Raw genomic sequence first — 14980 nt, forward strand, 5'->3', positions numbered from 1 at the left:
CACACACAAGTGTCATCCCCCGCCTTGTGCGCATTGCGCACCGGAGCGGGGGATCCAGTACGCCGCGGCGTCTCAATGAACCTCCTGCGTCTTTGGAATGTTGGGTCGCCCGGTCAAGCCGGGCGACGACAGCGGAGAGTTACGAAGCATGACCCAAACCATCGAAGCAGCCCGCACTACTCCCACCGCCGTGGCCCCCGCCGCCCTCCTCAGCGTGCGCAACATCGAGGTGGTCTATGACGACGTCATCCTGGTGCTGCGCGGGCTCAGCCTCGACGTGCCCAAGGGCGCGATCGTGGCGCTGCTGGGCGCCAACGGCGCTGGCAAGTCGACGACGCTGAAGGCGATCTCAGGGCTGCTCAAGACCGAGGACGGCGAGGTCACGCGCGGCGAGATCCTGTTCCAGGGCGAGCGGATCAACGGCATCGACCCCGACAAGATCGTGCGCCGCGGCATCTTCCAGGTGATGGAGGGCCGGCGGATCGTCGCCGACATGACGTCGCTGGAGAATTTGAAGCTCGGAGCCTTCACCCGCAGGGACCGGGAGGTCGATTCCGATCTCGACATGGTCTTCAATTATTTCCCGCGCCTCAAGGAGCGCACCGGCCTTGCCGGCTATCTCTCCGGCGGCGAGCAGCAGATGCTCGCGATCGGCCGAGCTCTGATGGCGCGCCCGAAGATGATCCTGATGGACGAGCCGTCGATGGGCCTGTCGCCGCTGCTGGTGAAAGAGGTGTTCTCCATCATCCAGAAGATCAACCGCGACCTCGGCGTCACCATCCTCCTGGTCGAGCAGAACGCGCGCGCCGCACTGTCGGTGGCGAGCCACGGCTACATCATGGAGCAGGGCAAGGTCGTGCTCGACGGCACTGCCGACGAGCTACGCGACAACGAGGACGTCAAGGAATTCTACCTCGGCGGCGCCGGCGATCAGCGCAAGAGCTTCAAGAACCTCAAGAGCTTCAAGCGACGCAAACGGTGGTTGTGAGAGTCAACTCAGCACCTGTTCCGCTTCGGTGACTGCGCAGAGAACATGATAGAACGACGACGCAGGAATGGTGTCGACCAGCGATTTGCCGTCGCGATCGAACTGGTCGTACCAGCCGCCCCTCACGGGATGGTTGAGATAATGCCGTTCGAGCCGCACCAACGCTGCGCGCGCCTCATCGGCCGCGCCCGCTTCGCCGGATTCGGCCTGCGCGATCCACGCCTTCGCGATTTCGGTCTGCGGCCACAGCCGGCGCGTGTGACGGCGGATGTTGCCGCTGTCGTCTCCCTCGTCGATCAGGCAGCCCGTGGCCTCGTCGCGATAGCGCAGCGCGGTCGCCAGCAGCTCACCGCGCCGCTGTCCGGTCGGGCAGCCCGTGATGCGTTCGAAACCTTTCAAGAGCCAGACCCATTCCGCCTGGTGGCCCGGTTCGACGCTGACCGGCTCGATCTTCGACCAGTCCTCCTCGAAATACTCGCTGAGCACGCACTTCCGCTTGTCGTAGAGGTTAGCGAGGAACAGCGCGAAAAACTCGCCGGCACGGTTCTGGAACGACAGATCGTGGGTCGCGTCGAAACACGCGATCATCGCCTCGAACAGATGCATGTGCGGGTTCTGCCGGCGCGGCAGCGAAACCGGCAGGCCTTCGTGCACGCCGCCATGCGGCGAGCGCAGATGGTCGTCGAGGAAAGCCAGCAGCGCGTCGATCTCGGCACGAACCTGCGCGTCCTGGTCGAGCGCGTAAACGGCCGCGAGGGCAAACAGGATGAAGGCGTGGTCGTAGGCATCGCGCCGGCCGTCCAGCACCGTGCCCTCCGGCGTCAGCCGGTGCACATAGCCGGGCCGGCCGTCGGGCGCTTTGGCTTTGGCCAGCAGATGTTCCAACCCCTTCAGCGCGATGGCGCGTCCCTCAGGATACCAGCCCATCTGCGCAGCCTTGGCATAGCAATAGATCTGCCGGGCCTGCACGAACACGCGCCGCGGCGCAGCGATATCTGCAGTACCGTCGCGGTGCAGCCGGTCGATAAAGCCGCCTTTGGCCTGATCCCAGCCGACGGTCGACCACAGCGGGAGCGCCTCGTCGATCATGCGGCGTTTCAGACGCGCGACGACATCCGCAGCCTCATCCGCCGCAATGCTTCCTACGTCCGCCATCGGGTCCTCTCCAGGCCTTGCCAATGGCGGTCTGATACCCATGCCGGTCGCTGTGCGCAACGGATGCCAACACGGAAACAACAGCCATGACCGCCCATTACGACGCTCGCGAGACGCGTGAACCGGCAGCGCGCGAGGCCGATCTGATCTCCCGCCTGCCGGAGGTATTGCGAGCCGCGATGGCCGCCCCGGCCTATGCCGAGCGGCTGAGAGGTTTCGATCCCGCCGCCGTGACCTCCAGAGCGGCGCTGGCGGGCCTGCCGGTGCTGCGCAAGTCGGAACTGCCCGCCCTGCACAAGGCCTCTGCGCCCTTCGGAGGCTTCGTGGCGGCGGCCCCCGGGTCGTTCGCCCGCCTCTTCACCTCCCCCGGCCCGATCTTCGAGCCGGAGGGGCGGCAGGCCGACCCCTGGCGCGGTGCACGGGCGCTGTTCGCGGCCGGGTTCCGCCCCAATGATATCGTCCTCAATACCTTCAGCTACCATCTCACCCCCGGCGGCTTCATCTTCGATGCTTCAGCACGTGCGCTCGGCTGTGCCGTGATCCCGGCAGGGCCCGGCAATACCGAGCAGCAGTTCGAGTTGATCGAGGCCTACCGCCCGGTCGGCTATAGTGGCACGCCGGACTTCCTGAAGATATTGCTCGATGCCGCGGCGAGCTCGGGCCGCGACGTTTCCTCGATCAAGCGCGCGCTGGTCTCGGGCGCGGCCTTCCCGCCCTCGCTCCAGGCCGAGATCAAGGCGCGGGGCATCGATGCCTACCAGGCCTTCGGCACCGCCGATCTCGGCCTCATCGCCTTCGAGACCGAAGCACGCGACGGCATGGTCGTGAACGAGGATCTGATCATGGAGATCGTCAAGCCCGGCACCGGTGATCCCGTCGCGCCGGGCGATGTCGGCGAGATCGTGGTGACCTCGCTCGATCCGCACCATCCCTGGATCCGGCTCGCGCTCGGCGACCTCACAGCAGTGCTGCCGGGCACAAGCCCCTGCGGGCGCACCAATATGCGCATCAAGGGCTGGATGGGCCGCGCCGACCAGACCACCAAGGTCAAGGGCATGTTCATCCGCCCCGAGCAGATTGCCGAGATCGGCAAGCGCCATGCAGCGCTCGGAAGACTGCGCCTCGTCGTCACCCGTCATGGCGAGAGCGATGCGATGACGCTGAAGGCGGAAACGGTCGCTGCGAGTGAGGCGCTGCGCGAAGAGATCGCCGGCACGTTGCGCGCCGTGACGAAGCTCGGCGGCAATGTTGAGCTGGTCAGCCCCGGCGCGCTGCCGAATGACGGCAAGGTGATCGCGGACGAGCGATAGCACTGCCCCTGGCTCATATTAAAGAAGGGCACTTGACGCCCGCTATTGTCGATCGAACGCCGGGGCTGCCCTGCTCTGCGACCTGCCAAACCCACTTCGAAAACCTTCGAAATCTATATCGGTTGCTCGGTTACACCCCGAAGCGGAATTACGAATTTCTCGACTCGCGTCCTGTCTGGTCCGAGCTAAGGTCGAATCTCGTCGAGCAGGCTGCGACCGCGATCAAAGCTACAGGTGGACGCATCAGTCCGGGCGGCTGGAGCAATTGCCTCCGCGTCAATGGAAAGACCTGTCTTTCGGTTAGGGCTGCTCGCTGGATCCCTGGCGAAAAGCCGACTCATGCACCGTACTGGAGCATCGAGCGCGAGGCGTGCCTCCCTGACGGTTGGATAGCTGCCATCCGGTTAACCTTCTTGCGATTTCCTGCTTCGCAGCTTCGATACGCGCCTCGCACGCACTGAGAGTGTTAACCAGCCTCGAGCCGGCCCGACCTGACCTCTACCGGCAATTTGCAGAGCGGCAATCTCGCCCAGGGTGAAGGACAGGGCGGAAGTTGCCGCGCCCGGCTTCTGACGCTCGACACCTCAGCCATGGGCTTGCAGTGACCGAGCAGCGCCGTCTTCTGCCGCAACCTGTGCATAAACGAGCTAAAAAACGGGCAAGAGCCCCCGTTAACGCCGGCGAGTTCCCATGCTAACGTCTACACACGTCCACTAGCACGGACGCAATCTCAGTTAACTCCCGCCGGCCCCAAGCCGGCGGGTTTTTCAATGACCATGCTGACCAATCCGTTCGGCCAGCGGACGTTAACTGGACTTTACTACCATTGTGCGGCGGCGCCGGCTAATATAGGTAGAGGATAAGATCCGCTTCAGCGTCAGTTGCGTTTGAGAGTCATGATTGCGTACAAGCAGTACCATATCGAGCGAGTTGAGCACGGCCAAAGAGGTTGGGTTGCCCGCATCACGCGGGCGGATGGCCAGAACATCCGCACCATCTTGCCGTCTTCTGAACATCCCTACCTTGATACGAAACCTGTCGCCTCCGCCGAGGAAGCTGAACAGCTCGCCAAGGAAGGCATCGACTTCGGCGGGGTAGTTTGACCCCCCAGTGCTCACCGAACTCTCGTAGGCCAGAGCCCGTCGCAACGCATTGAGAAGCGCTCGCTTACGCCTTGAGGCGCTACGCACATGTCGGGAGTTTGACTCCGCACAAGCCCTTCAAAGGCTTGAGAGTTAAAAACTCATCTTCAGAAACTGTTGCAAGGAAGCTACAGCAATCCGTGGCCGACAAATTACTCCCTGTTCGGCGGGGAGACGTTCAAGCTTGGGCTTCTCGATGGCTTATACGAAGGATAGCTTACATGGCCCCCTTCGCCCCGCGAAGTTCTACGTTCTCTGTGGCGCAGCTGCCTCGCCACGAGGTTAGATTAAATTGGCCCAGCCTTTCAGTGATGCTGAGGTCGGAAAATGGAGGTTGCAGTGAAACTTATTGCGATCGGATGGATCGCGTTCGCGATATGCTGTGGACTGGTGCTTAAACTCAATATCGATCAAGTCAGAGAGTACGAAAAGGCGATCCAGAAGGATCAAAACTAACCCTCGGATTTGCCTGTGTTCTTACTATCCAAGACTCTCGGTGTCATTGGCATCTTGCCAAATTTCTTAGCCGCCATCGGCGTGCTTGGCTCTCTGTGCTTCTGACACGCTTAGCTTCAGCTGGCCGGAAGCTAGTCATTACATCCCTGCTGACCCTAGCTGCGTGCGGGTTCACGCCGGTGGGAAGCCTCTTGCTTCAACCTCTTGAAGATCGCTTCCCGCCTTGGATTCCGACGATCGATCCCCCAACTGGCATTGTTATTCTGGGAGGAACGACAGAATCGGAGATTTCGGCCTTCCGAGGCCTCCCGGTTTCGGACATCGGGATTGATCGGCTCATCACGGGCGCAATGCTTGCTCGCCGCTATCCAAGCGCCCACATCATCTAGTCCAGCGGGAGCCCCGAACTCTGGCCGAGCAATCTGCGAGAGGCTGACTACGCTGGGAAGATCCTCAGCGACTTGGGCGTACCGAACGACCGGGTTCAGGTCGAAGGCAAATCGCGTAACACAGCTGAGAACGCGGCCTTCTCGAAGGCGCTAGCTGCTCCCCATCTCGGGGACCGCTGAGTACTGGTTACCTCCGCTTACCACATGCCCCGGGCTGTGGGACTATCTCGCAAGGTCGGCTTTCCGGTGGAGCCAGCGCCTACAGGGTGGCTGACAGCGGGGCGCGGTTCTTGGCTCGACCTGGGTAACTTCGGCCCGTCGCTTTTGCTCGTGCATATCGCAACGCGGGAATGGGTTGGCCTTGCGGCCTATTGGGCCAGCGGAAAAATAGAAGAACTTCTGCCACCCCCCCAATGGGCCGTAGCCCCTCGGCGGGATCTTGTTCGGCGCCCCTTCGCGCCTGACACAGGTATCCTCGAAAGAAATTTTGAACCTTTAGAGCGCACGCGAATACATCTTATAGTTGCTGAGGTGTTCATTTTGGAGAAGTCAACCATGAGGCATTTCTCCCTGCTCGTTTTTGTATCCACTATCAGCTTAGGATTTCTATCCAGCCATCCGGCGCAGGCCCAAGCAACGCGAACTTGGGTGTCGGGAGTAGGCGACGACGTTAACCCGTGCAGCCGCACAGCTCCTTGTAAGACATTCGCCGGAGCGATCTCTAAGACGGCCGCCGGGGGCGAAATCAGTGTCCTTGATCCTGGCGGCTTTGGTACAGTCACCATTACTAAATCGATCAGCATCACGAATGACGGCGCGGGTGAGGCAGGCATCCTGGCATCCGGCACGAACGGCGTCATCGTCAACGCTGGGCCAAACGATCTTGTCAACCTGCGCGGTCTCGTCATCGACGGCGCCGGCACCGGCCTCAATGGAATTCGTTTTCTGGCCGGGGTCGGTCTCAATGTCCAAAATTGTGTAATCAAGAATTTCAGCGGGGCTGGAACTGGCATCCAGTTCGTACCAAACAGCAGCTCTCGACTCTCGGTGTCTGATACGGTGATTTCTGGCAACGGACTTGGCTCGACTGGGGGCGGAGTGCTCGTCGGGGCGCAAAACGCGGGTGCCAACACAATAAAAGCTTCGCTAAACCGCGTTCAGCTTCAGACAAATGGCTTCGGCGTCAAAGTAGATGGTACTGGTGGTACCGGCGCAATTTACATGACTATCCGTGACACCATGGCAAGTGCAAACAGCGGCAATGGACTGTGGGCTATCGCGGCACAAGGAGCTTCGATCAGTCGAATCATGGTTGATCACACCAGCTTCGTTAACAATGCCGGCACGGGTATCCTGTCCGATGGCCCTCCTTCTGCAGTATTGGTGAATAGCAGTGTTGTCTCAGGGAACGCTACCGGCATCAGCTTTTTGAATGGCGCGTCGTTGTCATCTTATAAGACCAACGCAATCTTGTTTAACATCGGAAGTGATGGCGTCCCGTCCGGAACGTTGTCGCCGCAGTGATGCATATTGTTCGCTCGGTGGTACGACTAGTACCTCGACACAGAGGTTTTGACTCTTTGTTTTTGCACCGCTTCGGCGGGTATTTTGGGGTAGGCGCGGCCCAATTTGGCGCGCGCCTTCTGGGTTGTGAACATCCAGTTGATCTGGGCGCGCTCGGCGTTGCGACGTTTTTCCCAAGCGACGGTCTCTCTGACAAGACGGGCATAGCTGTCGATGCGGCGGTCGAGACACTGTCGGACGAGGACTCCGATCTCGATCTCGACCATGTTGAGCCAGCTGGCATGTTTCGGAGTGTGATGGAACTCCAGGCGTCGTAGCAGCCGACGAGCCTGATCGGCCGGGAACGCCTGATAGAGTGCGCCGGCCGTATGAGTGGACAGATTATCGAGCACGACGCGAATGCGATTGGCTTTGGGATAATGCACGTCGACCAGTTCGCGCATGCACTCGGCGAAGTCGGTGGCGGCCCTGTGCGCGGTGGCCTTTACCTTGCGCCACGGTCGGTTCACGTCGATGACCACGAACAGATTGGCGGTGCCGTTGCGCCGATACTCGTAATCGTAGCGCTCGATCCGTCCAGGCTTTGCCGGGATCGGTGGCCGGACCTCGCCGATAAGCTGGACCGGGCTCTCGTCGAAGCAGACCACCGGTTGCCGCGGATCGGGCGGCGCGGCGTATAGATCGAGCACGTCCTCCATGCGCGCGACATATTCCGCGTCGACTTTTGGAATGCACCACATGCTCCTGCGCCATGGCTTGAGATCGTTCTCGGCCAAGCGCCGCCGCACCGTCTCACGCGACAGGCTCTCGTGAGACGTCAATCTGATCATCTCATCAGCCAGAAGCTCAAGCGTCCAACGCGCGCGACCGGCCGGAGGGCTCGAACAGGCGGTGGCCACAAGCAGGGCCTCCTCCTTGTCGGTGAGCTTGCGTTCCGCCCCGGCACGCGGCTCCTCACTCAGGGCGGCAGCCAGATTGCCTTCGACGAAACGCCGCCGGGTCCGGTAGACCGTCGAATGGCCGACGCCTACGCTGGTGGCAATGTCGTCGTCGCTGAGTCCGGCATCCGCCGCGAGCAGGATCTGCGCCCGCTTGAGCTTGCGCACCGCCTGGCTACCTCCACTCAGCAGAAGCTCGAGCTCCGTGCGCTCCGCGCAGCTTAGATCGACATGATAACGTATGTTCATCACAGCCTCCGTTCTGGAGGCCCAGCTGAATCGACCGATGAATCAAATGTCTGGCAAGACCCCGCCCGGCTTCACCCCTAAGCAGGGCCAGTATCTGGCGTTCATCGACGCCTACACCCGCGTCAACCGGCGCCCGCCGGCCGAGCGCGACATCCAGCGCTATTTCGGCGTCACGCCGCCGACCGTGCACCAGATGATCCTCACGCTCGAGCGCGCCGGGTTCATCCGCAGAACACCCGGTGGCCCACGCAGCATCGAAGTCCTCGTCGCCCCCGAGCAGCTACCGATCTTGCAGGACCCAGATCAACCAGTCAAAACCTCTGCGTCGAGGTACTAGTCTAACAGCTCGCAGACGATCTTGGCGACCCCTAGCTTGAGCCAGATCTCGAAGCGCCACTTCCATATTCGCGCATTTGAACTCCGCCGTGAGGATTTCATCGAAGCCAGAACCAGCGGTCTCGTCCCAACGCGACAAGCCATGCCGATAAGCATTCCGGCTCGATACTGCTCTCCCAGCGCTTGTTCGCGGGCCCGTACTCTTCGCTGCGTTTGCGCGATTGGCTTCGATTTGTCGCTTTGACGCCAATTTGCCTCTCGATTTCCCCACTAGCAATCGAGCGATCCCTCGATCGCGAAGATCCCTGCCTCACCCTTTCGTTCTCGCGCCTCCGCAATGCGGCCGCGGTTGGTCCGGAGGACAGGACCGATCCGCCAACAACGGCGCAATGAACGTATGGAGGTTTGGTCCATCAAAAAGATAGGCCGCTATTCCGGAAGCTTGCGCCGCATCAAGGTCGCTCTGCTTATCGCCGATCATAAAGCTAGCATCGACATTTACGGCATATCGCTCAAGCAGAGCTCTGATCATCCCCGGCTGCGGCTTACGGCAGTTGCAGAGGACACGATAGCGTTCAATCAGGCCATCGGGATGATGGGGGCAAAATTCGAACGCATCGATATGGGCACCAACTCTAGCAAGCTCACGCGACATCCATTCGTGCAAATTGCGAACATGTCGCTCTTCGTAAAATCCCCTCGCGATTCCCGACTGGTTCGTCACGACAAACGCAAAATACCCAGCGTCATTGACCGCCTTCACAGCCTGTTGGGCTCCTTGTACCCACCGGATCTTGTCCGGATCAAAAGCATAGCCATCGTCCTCGTTGAGGACGCCATCGCGATCAAAAAAAACTGCCGGACGCATCGAACTCATTACCCCGCGCGGGAAAGGATTCTAACAATCATCCGACAATCGCTGTTTCATTTCAACACGTCGCGCGAGTGGATAGGATCTTCCCTGCGGCCCTTGGACGTAGATTGGCTTTGTTTTGTCGATTTGATGCTGGCCGATCTCAGCGCCGCCCTTGCCTAAAGGACGAGAACAAAAGCCATTCCAGACGCGATAACAAGAAAGAATGTTGCTGCAGATAGGACTGGCATTCCTCTGCAATTGGAGCGTTACTGCGTCGGCCAGAGCGCGATGGCGGCGCCGGTATCTCACCTCGCGGACGCGGGGCTTCAGGCAGTGCGGCGAAGAGCGCCGCTGTTCTTGAAGTGGGAGATATCAGTGCGTAGCGTTCAGAGTGACGGCCAACACGAGCCACACCATCAAATCGTCCGGTTCAACCCGAACGACAGACGGCGTTTCATCGGCGGCTCGGACGCCCGGATCATCAATGGGGGATAACCAAGAGAATCTAATCCGCCTCTGGCGCGAAAAGCGCGGCGAAACGGAGCCGCAGGATCTCTCGGACAATCTGATCGTTCGGCTCGGGACCGTGACCGAGGTCTTGAACCGCGCTTGGTATCAACGCGCGAACGGGCACACCGTCAAGGACATCCAGAAGCGCGTTCGCCATCCCGTCCACAAATGTATGGCGGCAACGCTGGACGGGACCGTCGAGCAGACCGGCGCCGTCTTCGAAGCCAAGTTCATGCTGCCTTGGGCCTTCAGCGAAGAAGCTGCGGCCGAAAAGCACATGGCTCAGCTGCAGCACAACATGTGGGTCACCGCATCCCGCAGCGCCGTTCTCTCCATCATCACCGGCGGCGGCAAATGGGTCGAGATCAAGCTCCATGCCGACCCGCTGTATCAGCACCTTCTGCTGACGGCTGAGAAGAAGTTTTGGTGCTGCGTGCAGAACGGCGAGCCGCCCATCCTATTCAACATCGAGACGCCCCGTCCGAGGCTGGAGGCCGTCAAGGTCATCGACATGTCCACGTCAAACCAATGGGCGGAGTTTGCGGCCACATACCTTCGAACCCGAGAGGCGCACGGACAACATGAGGCAGCCAAAGCCGACCTGAAGGCACTCATGCCGGAGGATGCCAAGGAGGTGACGGGCCCCGACCTTAAGGCCAAACGCTCCAAGTCTGGTGCAGTCAGTTTTGAGGCTGACGGGGGGATCCCATGCATCAATCCAATGAGCGCATCGGGACTATCGCCGCCGCCCTGGCCCGGGCCCAAGCTGAGCTAACAAATCCCGAGAAGACCCTGACTGCCGTAATCAGGTCGCCCTTCCCCCGAGAGGATGATCGTACCTTCCGCTACTCATTCCTAGCCTCCGGCCTCGACATCGTTCGCAAGGTGCTAAGCCAGCAGGAGATCGCCACCATCCAGACCACCCGGATCGAGCAGGTCACGGGGCAGATCCATCTCACCACCCTGCTCGCCCATGCCTCCGGGGAATGGATCTCCTCCGATCTTCCGGTCTGCGCCTCCAAGGAGGTCGAAGCGCCGCACCGGATGGGCTCCGCGCTGACCTATGCCCGCCGGTATGCCCTGTTTGCCTTGGTCGGAATCGCCGGGGAGGACGATTTGGACGCGGCTGACGTCGTCACGGAGCCTCCCGCTGCCCCCGAGCCGCAGGCCGCGTCAGGACCAAAAAGGAGGCCGCCTGGCAGCGTTCTGAACCGACCCGCGGTATTGCCGCCCGAACGGTCCGCAGAACTCCTGGACCGGCTCCTGGGCCAGCTATCCGCCCAGGAGGACGACGAGGACTGCTCGCCTGGGCCAGGATCAGCCCCCTCTCAAGAACACTCTCCTGGAGGCGGATGCCCGCGCTCTCGAAGCCGCGTATCAAAGGCGGATCCGGGATACCCCTCTGCCCGACATCCATTCCGCGGATCAGCAGCCTGCGCCCTTTAGATTCGTTCCTCCCGATGAAGGCCTTGCGACGGCGTCCAGTAACATCGAAGTGGCTGCTGGCCCGCTCGGCAAGAGGAGGCCGGCCTCGCCTTCCCGAAGGAGCCGCCTCGGCGACGGAGTAAGGATCACCTCGCCTTCATCCGCAGCCAAGGTTGTCTGGTCTGCCAGAAGACCCCCGCCGATGCGCATCACCTTAAGTTCGCCCAGCCACGAACATTGGGACGCAAGGTCAGCGACGAGTTCACGGTCCCGCTCTGCCGATCTCATCACCAATCCCTGCACCGACACGGAAATGAAAGGGCTTGATGGACTAACCTGCAAATTGCGCCCCTTCCGGTCGCGAAAGAGCTTTGGGATGCCAGCCCCGTCCATCTGACGAAAGGCACACCGGTCGCTCTACCGCCGCGTCCGCCATTGGAGGCGCAAGGTCAATGAATGGTCCGGTAGATCTGCGCAAACCGCATCCGGCAAGCGTCTTGCCGCCTCAATTCGAGGCGCTATGTCCTCCGCCCCAACTTCTTCCTGGAGAGAACATCGACCACTATCAGGCGCTTCAGGCCGCAATCTTCCGAGACCTCGACCCCCAATCTGCGGTCGAGTGGCTGCTCGCGATCGACATCGCAGATCCGTATCCCTCCGACCGAGGCCGCCTTGTGTAGTTTGCGAGGGGGCCTGAGGATTTGACCTTAAGTCTAGCTTTAAGGTCAGGTCGGAATGCAGGTCAATGTGTTGGGCGCCGAGCGTCGGCGGCGATGAAGTTACGACGAGAAGGTCCGCTTTGTCGAAGAGACCTTGCAGCCCGGCGAGACGGTCTGCGGCGTGGCACGCCGGCACGGGGCGGCTCATAGCCTGCTGTTCACCTGGCGTCGACAAGCGCGCCAGGGGCGACTGGGCCGAGATGCCACACCTGATCTTGTTCCCGTCGAGATCACCTGTAGCGGTTCCGATCTCGAGCGGCGCACCACAACTGGCGTCTTCACCGCCCGCGCAGCGTGCAAGGGCTGGAATCATCGAGATTGAGCTCGGGGGCGGCTGTCGTGTTCGCGTTGACCGCGACGTGGATGTTGAGGCGCTGCAGCAGGTTCTCGAGCTCTTGCGACGACGATGATTCCGATTCCCAGCGGCGTCAGGGTCTGGATCGCGACCGGCCACACCGATATGCGCCGCGGCATGCGAAGCCTGGCTCTTACGGTTCAGGAGAGCCTGAAGCGCGATCCCCATGCCGGCGATCTCTATATCTTCCGGGGCCGCAGCGGCGATCTGCTCAAGATTCTTTGGCATGATGGGTTGGGCATATCGCTCTATGCCAAGCGCCTGGACCGAGGCAAGTTCATCTGGCCTTCAGCGTCCGGCGGCGCCGTATCGATCTCTGCAGCGCAGATGGCTTACATGCTGGAGGCGATCGACTAGCGCAATCCGCAACTGAGCTGGCGACCACAGAGCGCATGCTGAGCATAAAGTCCCGCAGATCTTACATTTTGGGGAGTCCCAGCGCCTCCAATTTGTGATTCATTGCGTCGCGGGAATGCTGATGCGATGCCCCGGATAACATGCCGCCTTGAGAGCGGCGCTGGCAGCCGAGCGCGCGAAGGGTTTGGAGATCGCGGCTGAGCTTGCAGTCGCCCACGCGAAGGCGTCTGAAGACGACGCGCTGATCGCCCAGCAGAAGCTGCAGATCGCCAAGCTGAAGCATCAAATCTACGGCCAGCGGTCGGAGCGTTCGTCACGCCTGGTCGAGCAGTTGGTGCTGACGTTCGAAGAGCTGGTAAGTGACGCCACTGAAGACGAGCTGGCGGCAGAGCGCGCCGTGGCCAAGGCGACGACGGCGCGCGGATTTACGCGCAAGCGCGCCGAGCGTCAGACCCTCCCCGAGCACCTCCCACGGGAACGGGTGGTGATCGAGCCGCCGACGGCTTGTGAATGCTGTGGTAGCAATCGTCTGCGCAAGCTCGGCGAGGACGTCACCCGGACACTGGAAGTGGTGCCGCGCCAGTGGAAGGTGATCGAGACGGTGCGCGAGAGGTTCTCCTGCCGTGACTGCGAGAAGATCAGCCAGGCGCCGGCGTCATTCCATGCCGTCGCACGGGGATGGGCCGGCCCGAACCTCTTGGCCATAATCATGTTCGAGAAGCTCGGCTAGCATCAGCCGTTGAACCGGCAGGCCGAGCGCTACGCGCTGGAAGGCGTGCCGATCGCGCTGTCGACCATGGCGGACGCCGTGGGATCGGTCTGTGCGTCGCTGGATCCCCTTCTGCGCCTGGTCGAAGCCCATGTCATGGCGGCCGAGCGCCTTCATGCCGATGATGCGACCGTGCCGGTGCTCGCTAAGGGCAAGACCGATACGGCACGATGCTGGATCTACGTCCGGGACGACCGGCCCTTTGGAGGCACGGCGCCGCCAGCGGCGATGTTCTATTACTCCCGCGACCGCAAGGGCGAGCATCCCCAGGGGCATCTGGCCCGATATGCAGGCATCCTGCAGGCCGACGCCTATGACGGGTACAACCAGCTCTATCTGGCGGGACGCCAGCCTGGACCGATCCGGGAAGCGGCGTGTTGGGTCCATGCGCGGCGCCCGTTCTTCGCCATGGCCGATATCGAAGAGAATGCCCGTCTCAAGGCCACCGGCAAGAAGGAGATCCCGCTCTCGCCCATCGCGGTCGAGGTCGTGCGGCGGATCGATGCGCTGTTCGAGATCGAACGCTCTATCAATGGCAGGAGTGCCGAGGAACGCGTTCGGGTTCGACAGAGGCCGACCCGGCCTCTGGTTGAGGACTTTCAGGTCTACATGCGGGAGCGGCTCGCCAAGCTCTCCCGTGGGCACAACCTGGCCAAGGCGTTCAACTACGTCCTGAAGCGCTGGGCGAGCTTCACCCTCTTCCTGGAGGACGGCCGCGTCTGTCTCTCGAACAATGCCGCCGAGCGAGGATTAAGAGGTATAGCTCCCGGACGAAAATCCTGGTTGTTCTGCGGCTCTGATCGTGGCGGACGGCGCGCAGCTTCCATGTACAGCTTGATCGTTACGGCCAAGATGAACGACGTCGATCCGCAGGCTTGGCTCACGGATATCCTTGCCTGCATCGCTGCCCACCCAGCTCATCGGCTCGACGAGCTTCTGCCCTGGAATTGGACGCCGGGATCAGCGATTGCTGCACAGGCGGCGTGATCTGCGAGCTGGTGACGCTGCTGCGTGACAACTATCGTATCATGTTGCCAACATTGCTAGAGAGCTATTCGCGAAATGTCTCTAGAGGGGCAATCGGCCATGAGTATCCATGCGGCGCTTCAGGAAATAGTCAAGCTGATCGGTGAGTACGGGTTCTACGTGTATCTCGTTCTGATGGCTGTCTATGTCGCTTTCATTGCTAGTATTCGGAGAGCTGCTCTGAACGACGTCCGAAACAGCGGAAGCGGCTGGCAGGAAACTAACCGTATTGTTCATGCGATCCTGATCGAGCGCTATTCTAATCGGCGTGTGCCGGCCTGACCGTGTTTTATGGCATGCCGATCCTCACCTTATTCTTAGCGCTTCTGCCTTTTCTGATTTCCTCGCCAGGTAAGGGCTAACCTGCCTGTGGCCCGCACCGGATGCTTACTCTTGTTCTTACGCTTGCCGCCGTTCACTCGTGGCGCGGATAATATCTGAAGCCGTGCTGCTTGATGAGCTCATCCCGTTTTGCG

At 61.2% G+C, this 14980-nt stretch carries 11 protein-coding genes and 5 pseudogenes; 13 read left to right on the top strand and 3 right to left on the bottom strand.

Annotation, left to right across the window (positions count from 1 at the left end; translation table 11 throughout):
- Positions 1–148: 148 nt before the first annotated feature.
- Positions 149–988, top strand: coding sequence for an ABC transporter ATP-binding protein (locus tag TSA1_RS17105; protein ID WP_100181177.1), 840 nt, complete (start codon positions 149–151; stop codon positions 986–988).
- Positions 989–991: 3 nt separating this feature from the next.
- On the opposite strand, the gene TSA1_RS17110 is transcribed toward TSA1_RS17105, so the two are convergent.
- Positions 992–2143 carry an AGE family epimerase/isomerase gene (locus TSA1_RS17110; RefSeq protein ID WP_174718936.1) on the bottom strand — a complete coding sequence of 384 codons (1152 nt, stop codon included), beginning with the start codon at positions 2141–2143 and terminating at the stop codon, positions 992–994.
- 86 nt (positions 2144–2229) lie between these two features.
- Here TSA1_RS17110 and TSA1_RS17115 point away from each other — a divergent pair, with 86 nt between their 5' ends.
- The 4 genes and pseudogenes from TSA1_RS17115 to TSA1_RS17130 all read left to right on the top strand — a co-directional run bounded on the left by TSA1_RS17115 (position 2230) and on the right by TSA1_RS17130 (position 6964).
- The gene (locus tag TSA1_RS17115; RefSeq protein ID WP_100177383.1) at positions 2230–3453 is read left to right on the top strand and encodes a phenylacetate--CoA ligase family protein; all 1224 of its coding nucleotides are present in this window, start codon (positions 2230–2232) and stop codon (positions 3451–3453) included.
- Positions 3454–4349: 896 nt separating this feature from the next.
- Positions 4350–4556, top strand: coding sequence for a hypothetical protein (locus TSA1_RS17120; RefSeq protein WP_100177384.1), 207 nt, complete (start codon positions 4350–4352; stop codon positions 4554–4556).
- 956 nt (positions 4557–5512) lie between these two features.
- Positions 5513–5740: pseudogene (locus TSA1_RS41050) on the top strand (YdcF family protein); the annotation flags it as partial.
- Positions 5741–5995: 255 nt separating this feature from the next.
- On the top strand, positions 5996–6964 hold the full coding sequence (locus TSA1_RS17130) for a right-handed parallel beta-helix repeat-containing protein (protein WP_100181178.1): 969 nt from the start codon (positions 5996–5998) through the stop codon (positions 6962–6964).
- Between the two features lie 26 nt (positions 6965–6990).
- Here the strand turns inward: TSA1_RS17130 and TSA1_RS17135 are convergent, their stop codons facing one another.
- Positions 6991–8151, bottom strand: coding sequence for an IS630 family transposase (locus TSA1_RS17135; RefSeq protein WP_100177385.1), 1161 nt, complete (start codon positions 8149–8151; stop codon positions 6991–6993).
- On the opposite strand from TSA1_RS17135, the gene TSA1_RS17140 reads away from it, so the two are divergent.
- Positions 8144–8488: a LexA family protein gene (locus TSA1_RS17140; protein ID WP_245448626.1), complete on the top strand. Its 345-nt coding sequence runs from the start codon at positions 8144–8146 to the stop codon at positions 8486–8488. The two genes, TSA1_RS17135 and TSA1_RS17140, sit on opposite strands and share 8 nt — an antisense overlap.
- A gap of 309 nt (positions 8489–8797) precedes the next feature.
- Here the strand turns inward: TSA1_RS17140 and TSA1_RS17150 are convergent, their stop codons facing one another.
- Positions 8798–9364: a D-glycero-alpha-D-manno-heptose-1,7-bisphosphate 7-phosphatase gene (locus tag TSA1_RS17150; RefSeq protein WP_347338550.1), complete on the bottom strand. Its 567-nt coding sequence runs from the start codon at positions 9362–9364 to the stop codon at positions 8798–8800.
- A 399-nt stretch (positions 9365–9763) separates the two neighbouring features.
- Here TSA1_RS17150 and TSA1_RS17155 point away from each other — a divergent pair.
- From TSA1_RS17155 to TSA1_RS17185, 7 genes and pseudogenes are all read left to right on the top strand, one after another.
- Positions 9764–10628 (top strand): annotated as a pseudogene (locus tag TSA1_RS17155) (YqaJ viral recombinase family protein).
- Positions 10562–11299 (top strand): ERF family protein, encoded by a 738-nt coding sequence (locus TSA1_RS41240; protein ID WP_245448317.1) that lies wholly within the window; start codon positions 10562–10564, stop codon positions 11297–11299. Before TSA1_RS17155 ends, TSA1_RS41240 begins: the two are co-directional and overlap by 67 nt.
- 84 nt (positions 11300–11383) lie before the next feature.
- Positions 11384–11605 (top strand): annotated as a pseudogene (locus TSA1_RS41245) (DUF968 domain-containing protein); the annotation flags it as partial.
- 471 nt (positions 11606–12076) lie between these two features.
- A pseudogene (locus TSA1_RS41155) lies at positions 12077–12319 on the top strand (transposase); the annotation flags it as partial.
- A gap of 84 nt (positions 12320–12403) precedes the next feature.
- Positions 12404–12709 (top strand): IS66 family insertion sequence element accessory protein TnpB, encoded by a 306-nt coding sequence (gene tnpB / locus TSA1_RS17175; RefSeq protein WP_100177389.1) that lies wholly within the window; start codon positions 12404–12406, stop codon positions 12707–12709.
- A 148-nt stretch (positions 12710–12857) separates the two neighbouring features.
- Positions 12858–14465, top strand: a pseudogene (gene tnpC / locus TSA1_RS17180) (IS66 family transposase).
- 99 nt (positions 14466–14564) lie between these two features.
- Positions 14565–14786 carry a hypothetical protein gene (locus TSA1_RS17185; protein ID WP_142253213.1) on the top strand — a complete coding sequence of 74 codons (222 nt, stop codon included), beginning with the start codon at positions 14565–14567 and terminating at the stop codon, positions 14784–14786.
- The last annotated feature ends 194 nt before the right edge of the window (positions 14787–14980 follow it).

Origin of the sequence: Bradyrhizobium nitroreducens (assembly GCF_002776695.1) — a bacterium.
In the GTDB taxonomy this organism is placed as follows: Bacteria; Pseudomonadota; Alphaproteobacteria; order Rhizobiales; family Xanthobacteraceae; genus Bradyrhizobium; species Bradyrhizobium nitroreducens.

Coding starts and splice junctions, on each gene's coding strand:
- TSA1_RS17135 (WP_100177385.1), bottom strand. CDS start 8,151: ATGAACATACGTTATCATGTCGATCTAAGCTGCGCGGAGCGCACGGAG.
- TSA1_RS17185 (WP_142253213.1), top strand. CDS start 14,565: ATGAGTATCCATGCGGCGCTTCAGGAAATAGTCAAGCTGATCGGTGAG.
- TSA1_RS17120 (WP_100177384.1), top strand. CDS start 4,350: ATGATTGCGTACAAGCAGTACCATATCGAGCGAGTTGAGCACGGCCAA.
- TSA1_RS41240 (WP_245448317.1), top strand. CDS start 10,562: ATGCATCAATCCAATGAGCGCATCGGGACTATCGCCGCCGCCCTGGCC.
- TSA1_RS17150 (WP_347338550.1), bottom strand. CDS start 9,364: ATGAGTTCGATGCGTCCGGCAGTTTTTTTTGATCGCGATGGCGTCCTC.
- TSA1_RS17110 (WP_174718936.1), bottom strand. CDS start 2,143: ATGGCGGACGTAGGAAGCATTGCGGCGGATGAGGCTGCGGATGTCGTC.
- TSA1_RS17140 (WP_245448626.1), top strand. CDS start 8,144: ATGTTCATCACAGCCTCCGTTCTGGAGGCCCAGCTGAATCGACCGATG.
- TSA1_RS17105 (WP_100181177.1), top strand. CDS start 149: ATGACCCAAACCATCGAAGCAGCCCGCACTACTCCCACCGCCGTGGCC.
- tnpB (WP_100177389.1), top strand. CDS start 12,404: ATGATTCCGATTCCCAGCGGCGTCAGGGTCTGGATCGCGACCGGCCAC.
- TSA1_RS17130 (WP_100181178.1), top strand. CDS start 5,996: ATGAGGCATTTCTCCCTGCTCGTTTTTGTATCCACTATCAGCTTAGGA.
- TSA1_RS17115 (WP_100177383.1), top strand. CDS start 2,230: ATGACCGCCCATTACGACGCTCGCGAGACGCGTGAACCGGCAGCGCGC.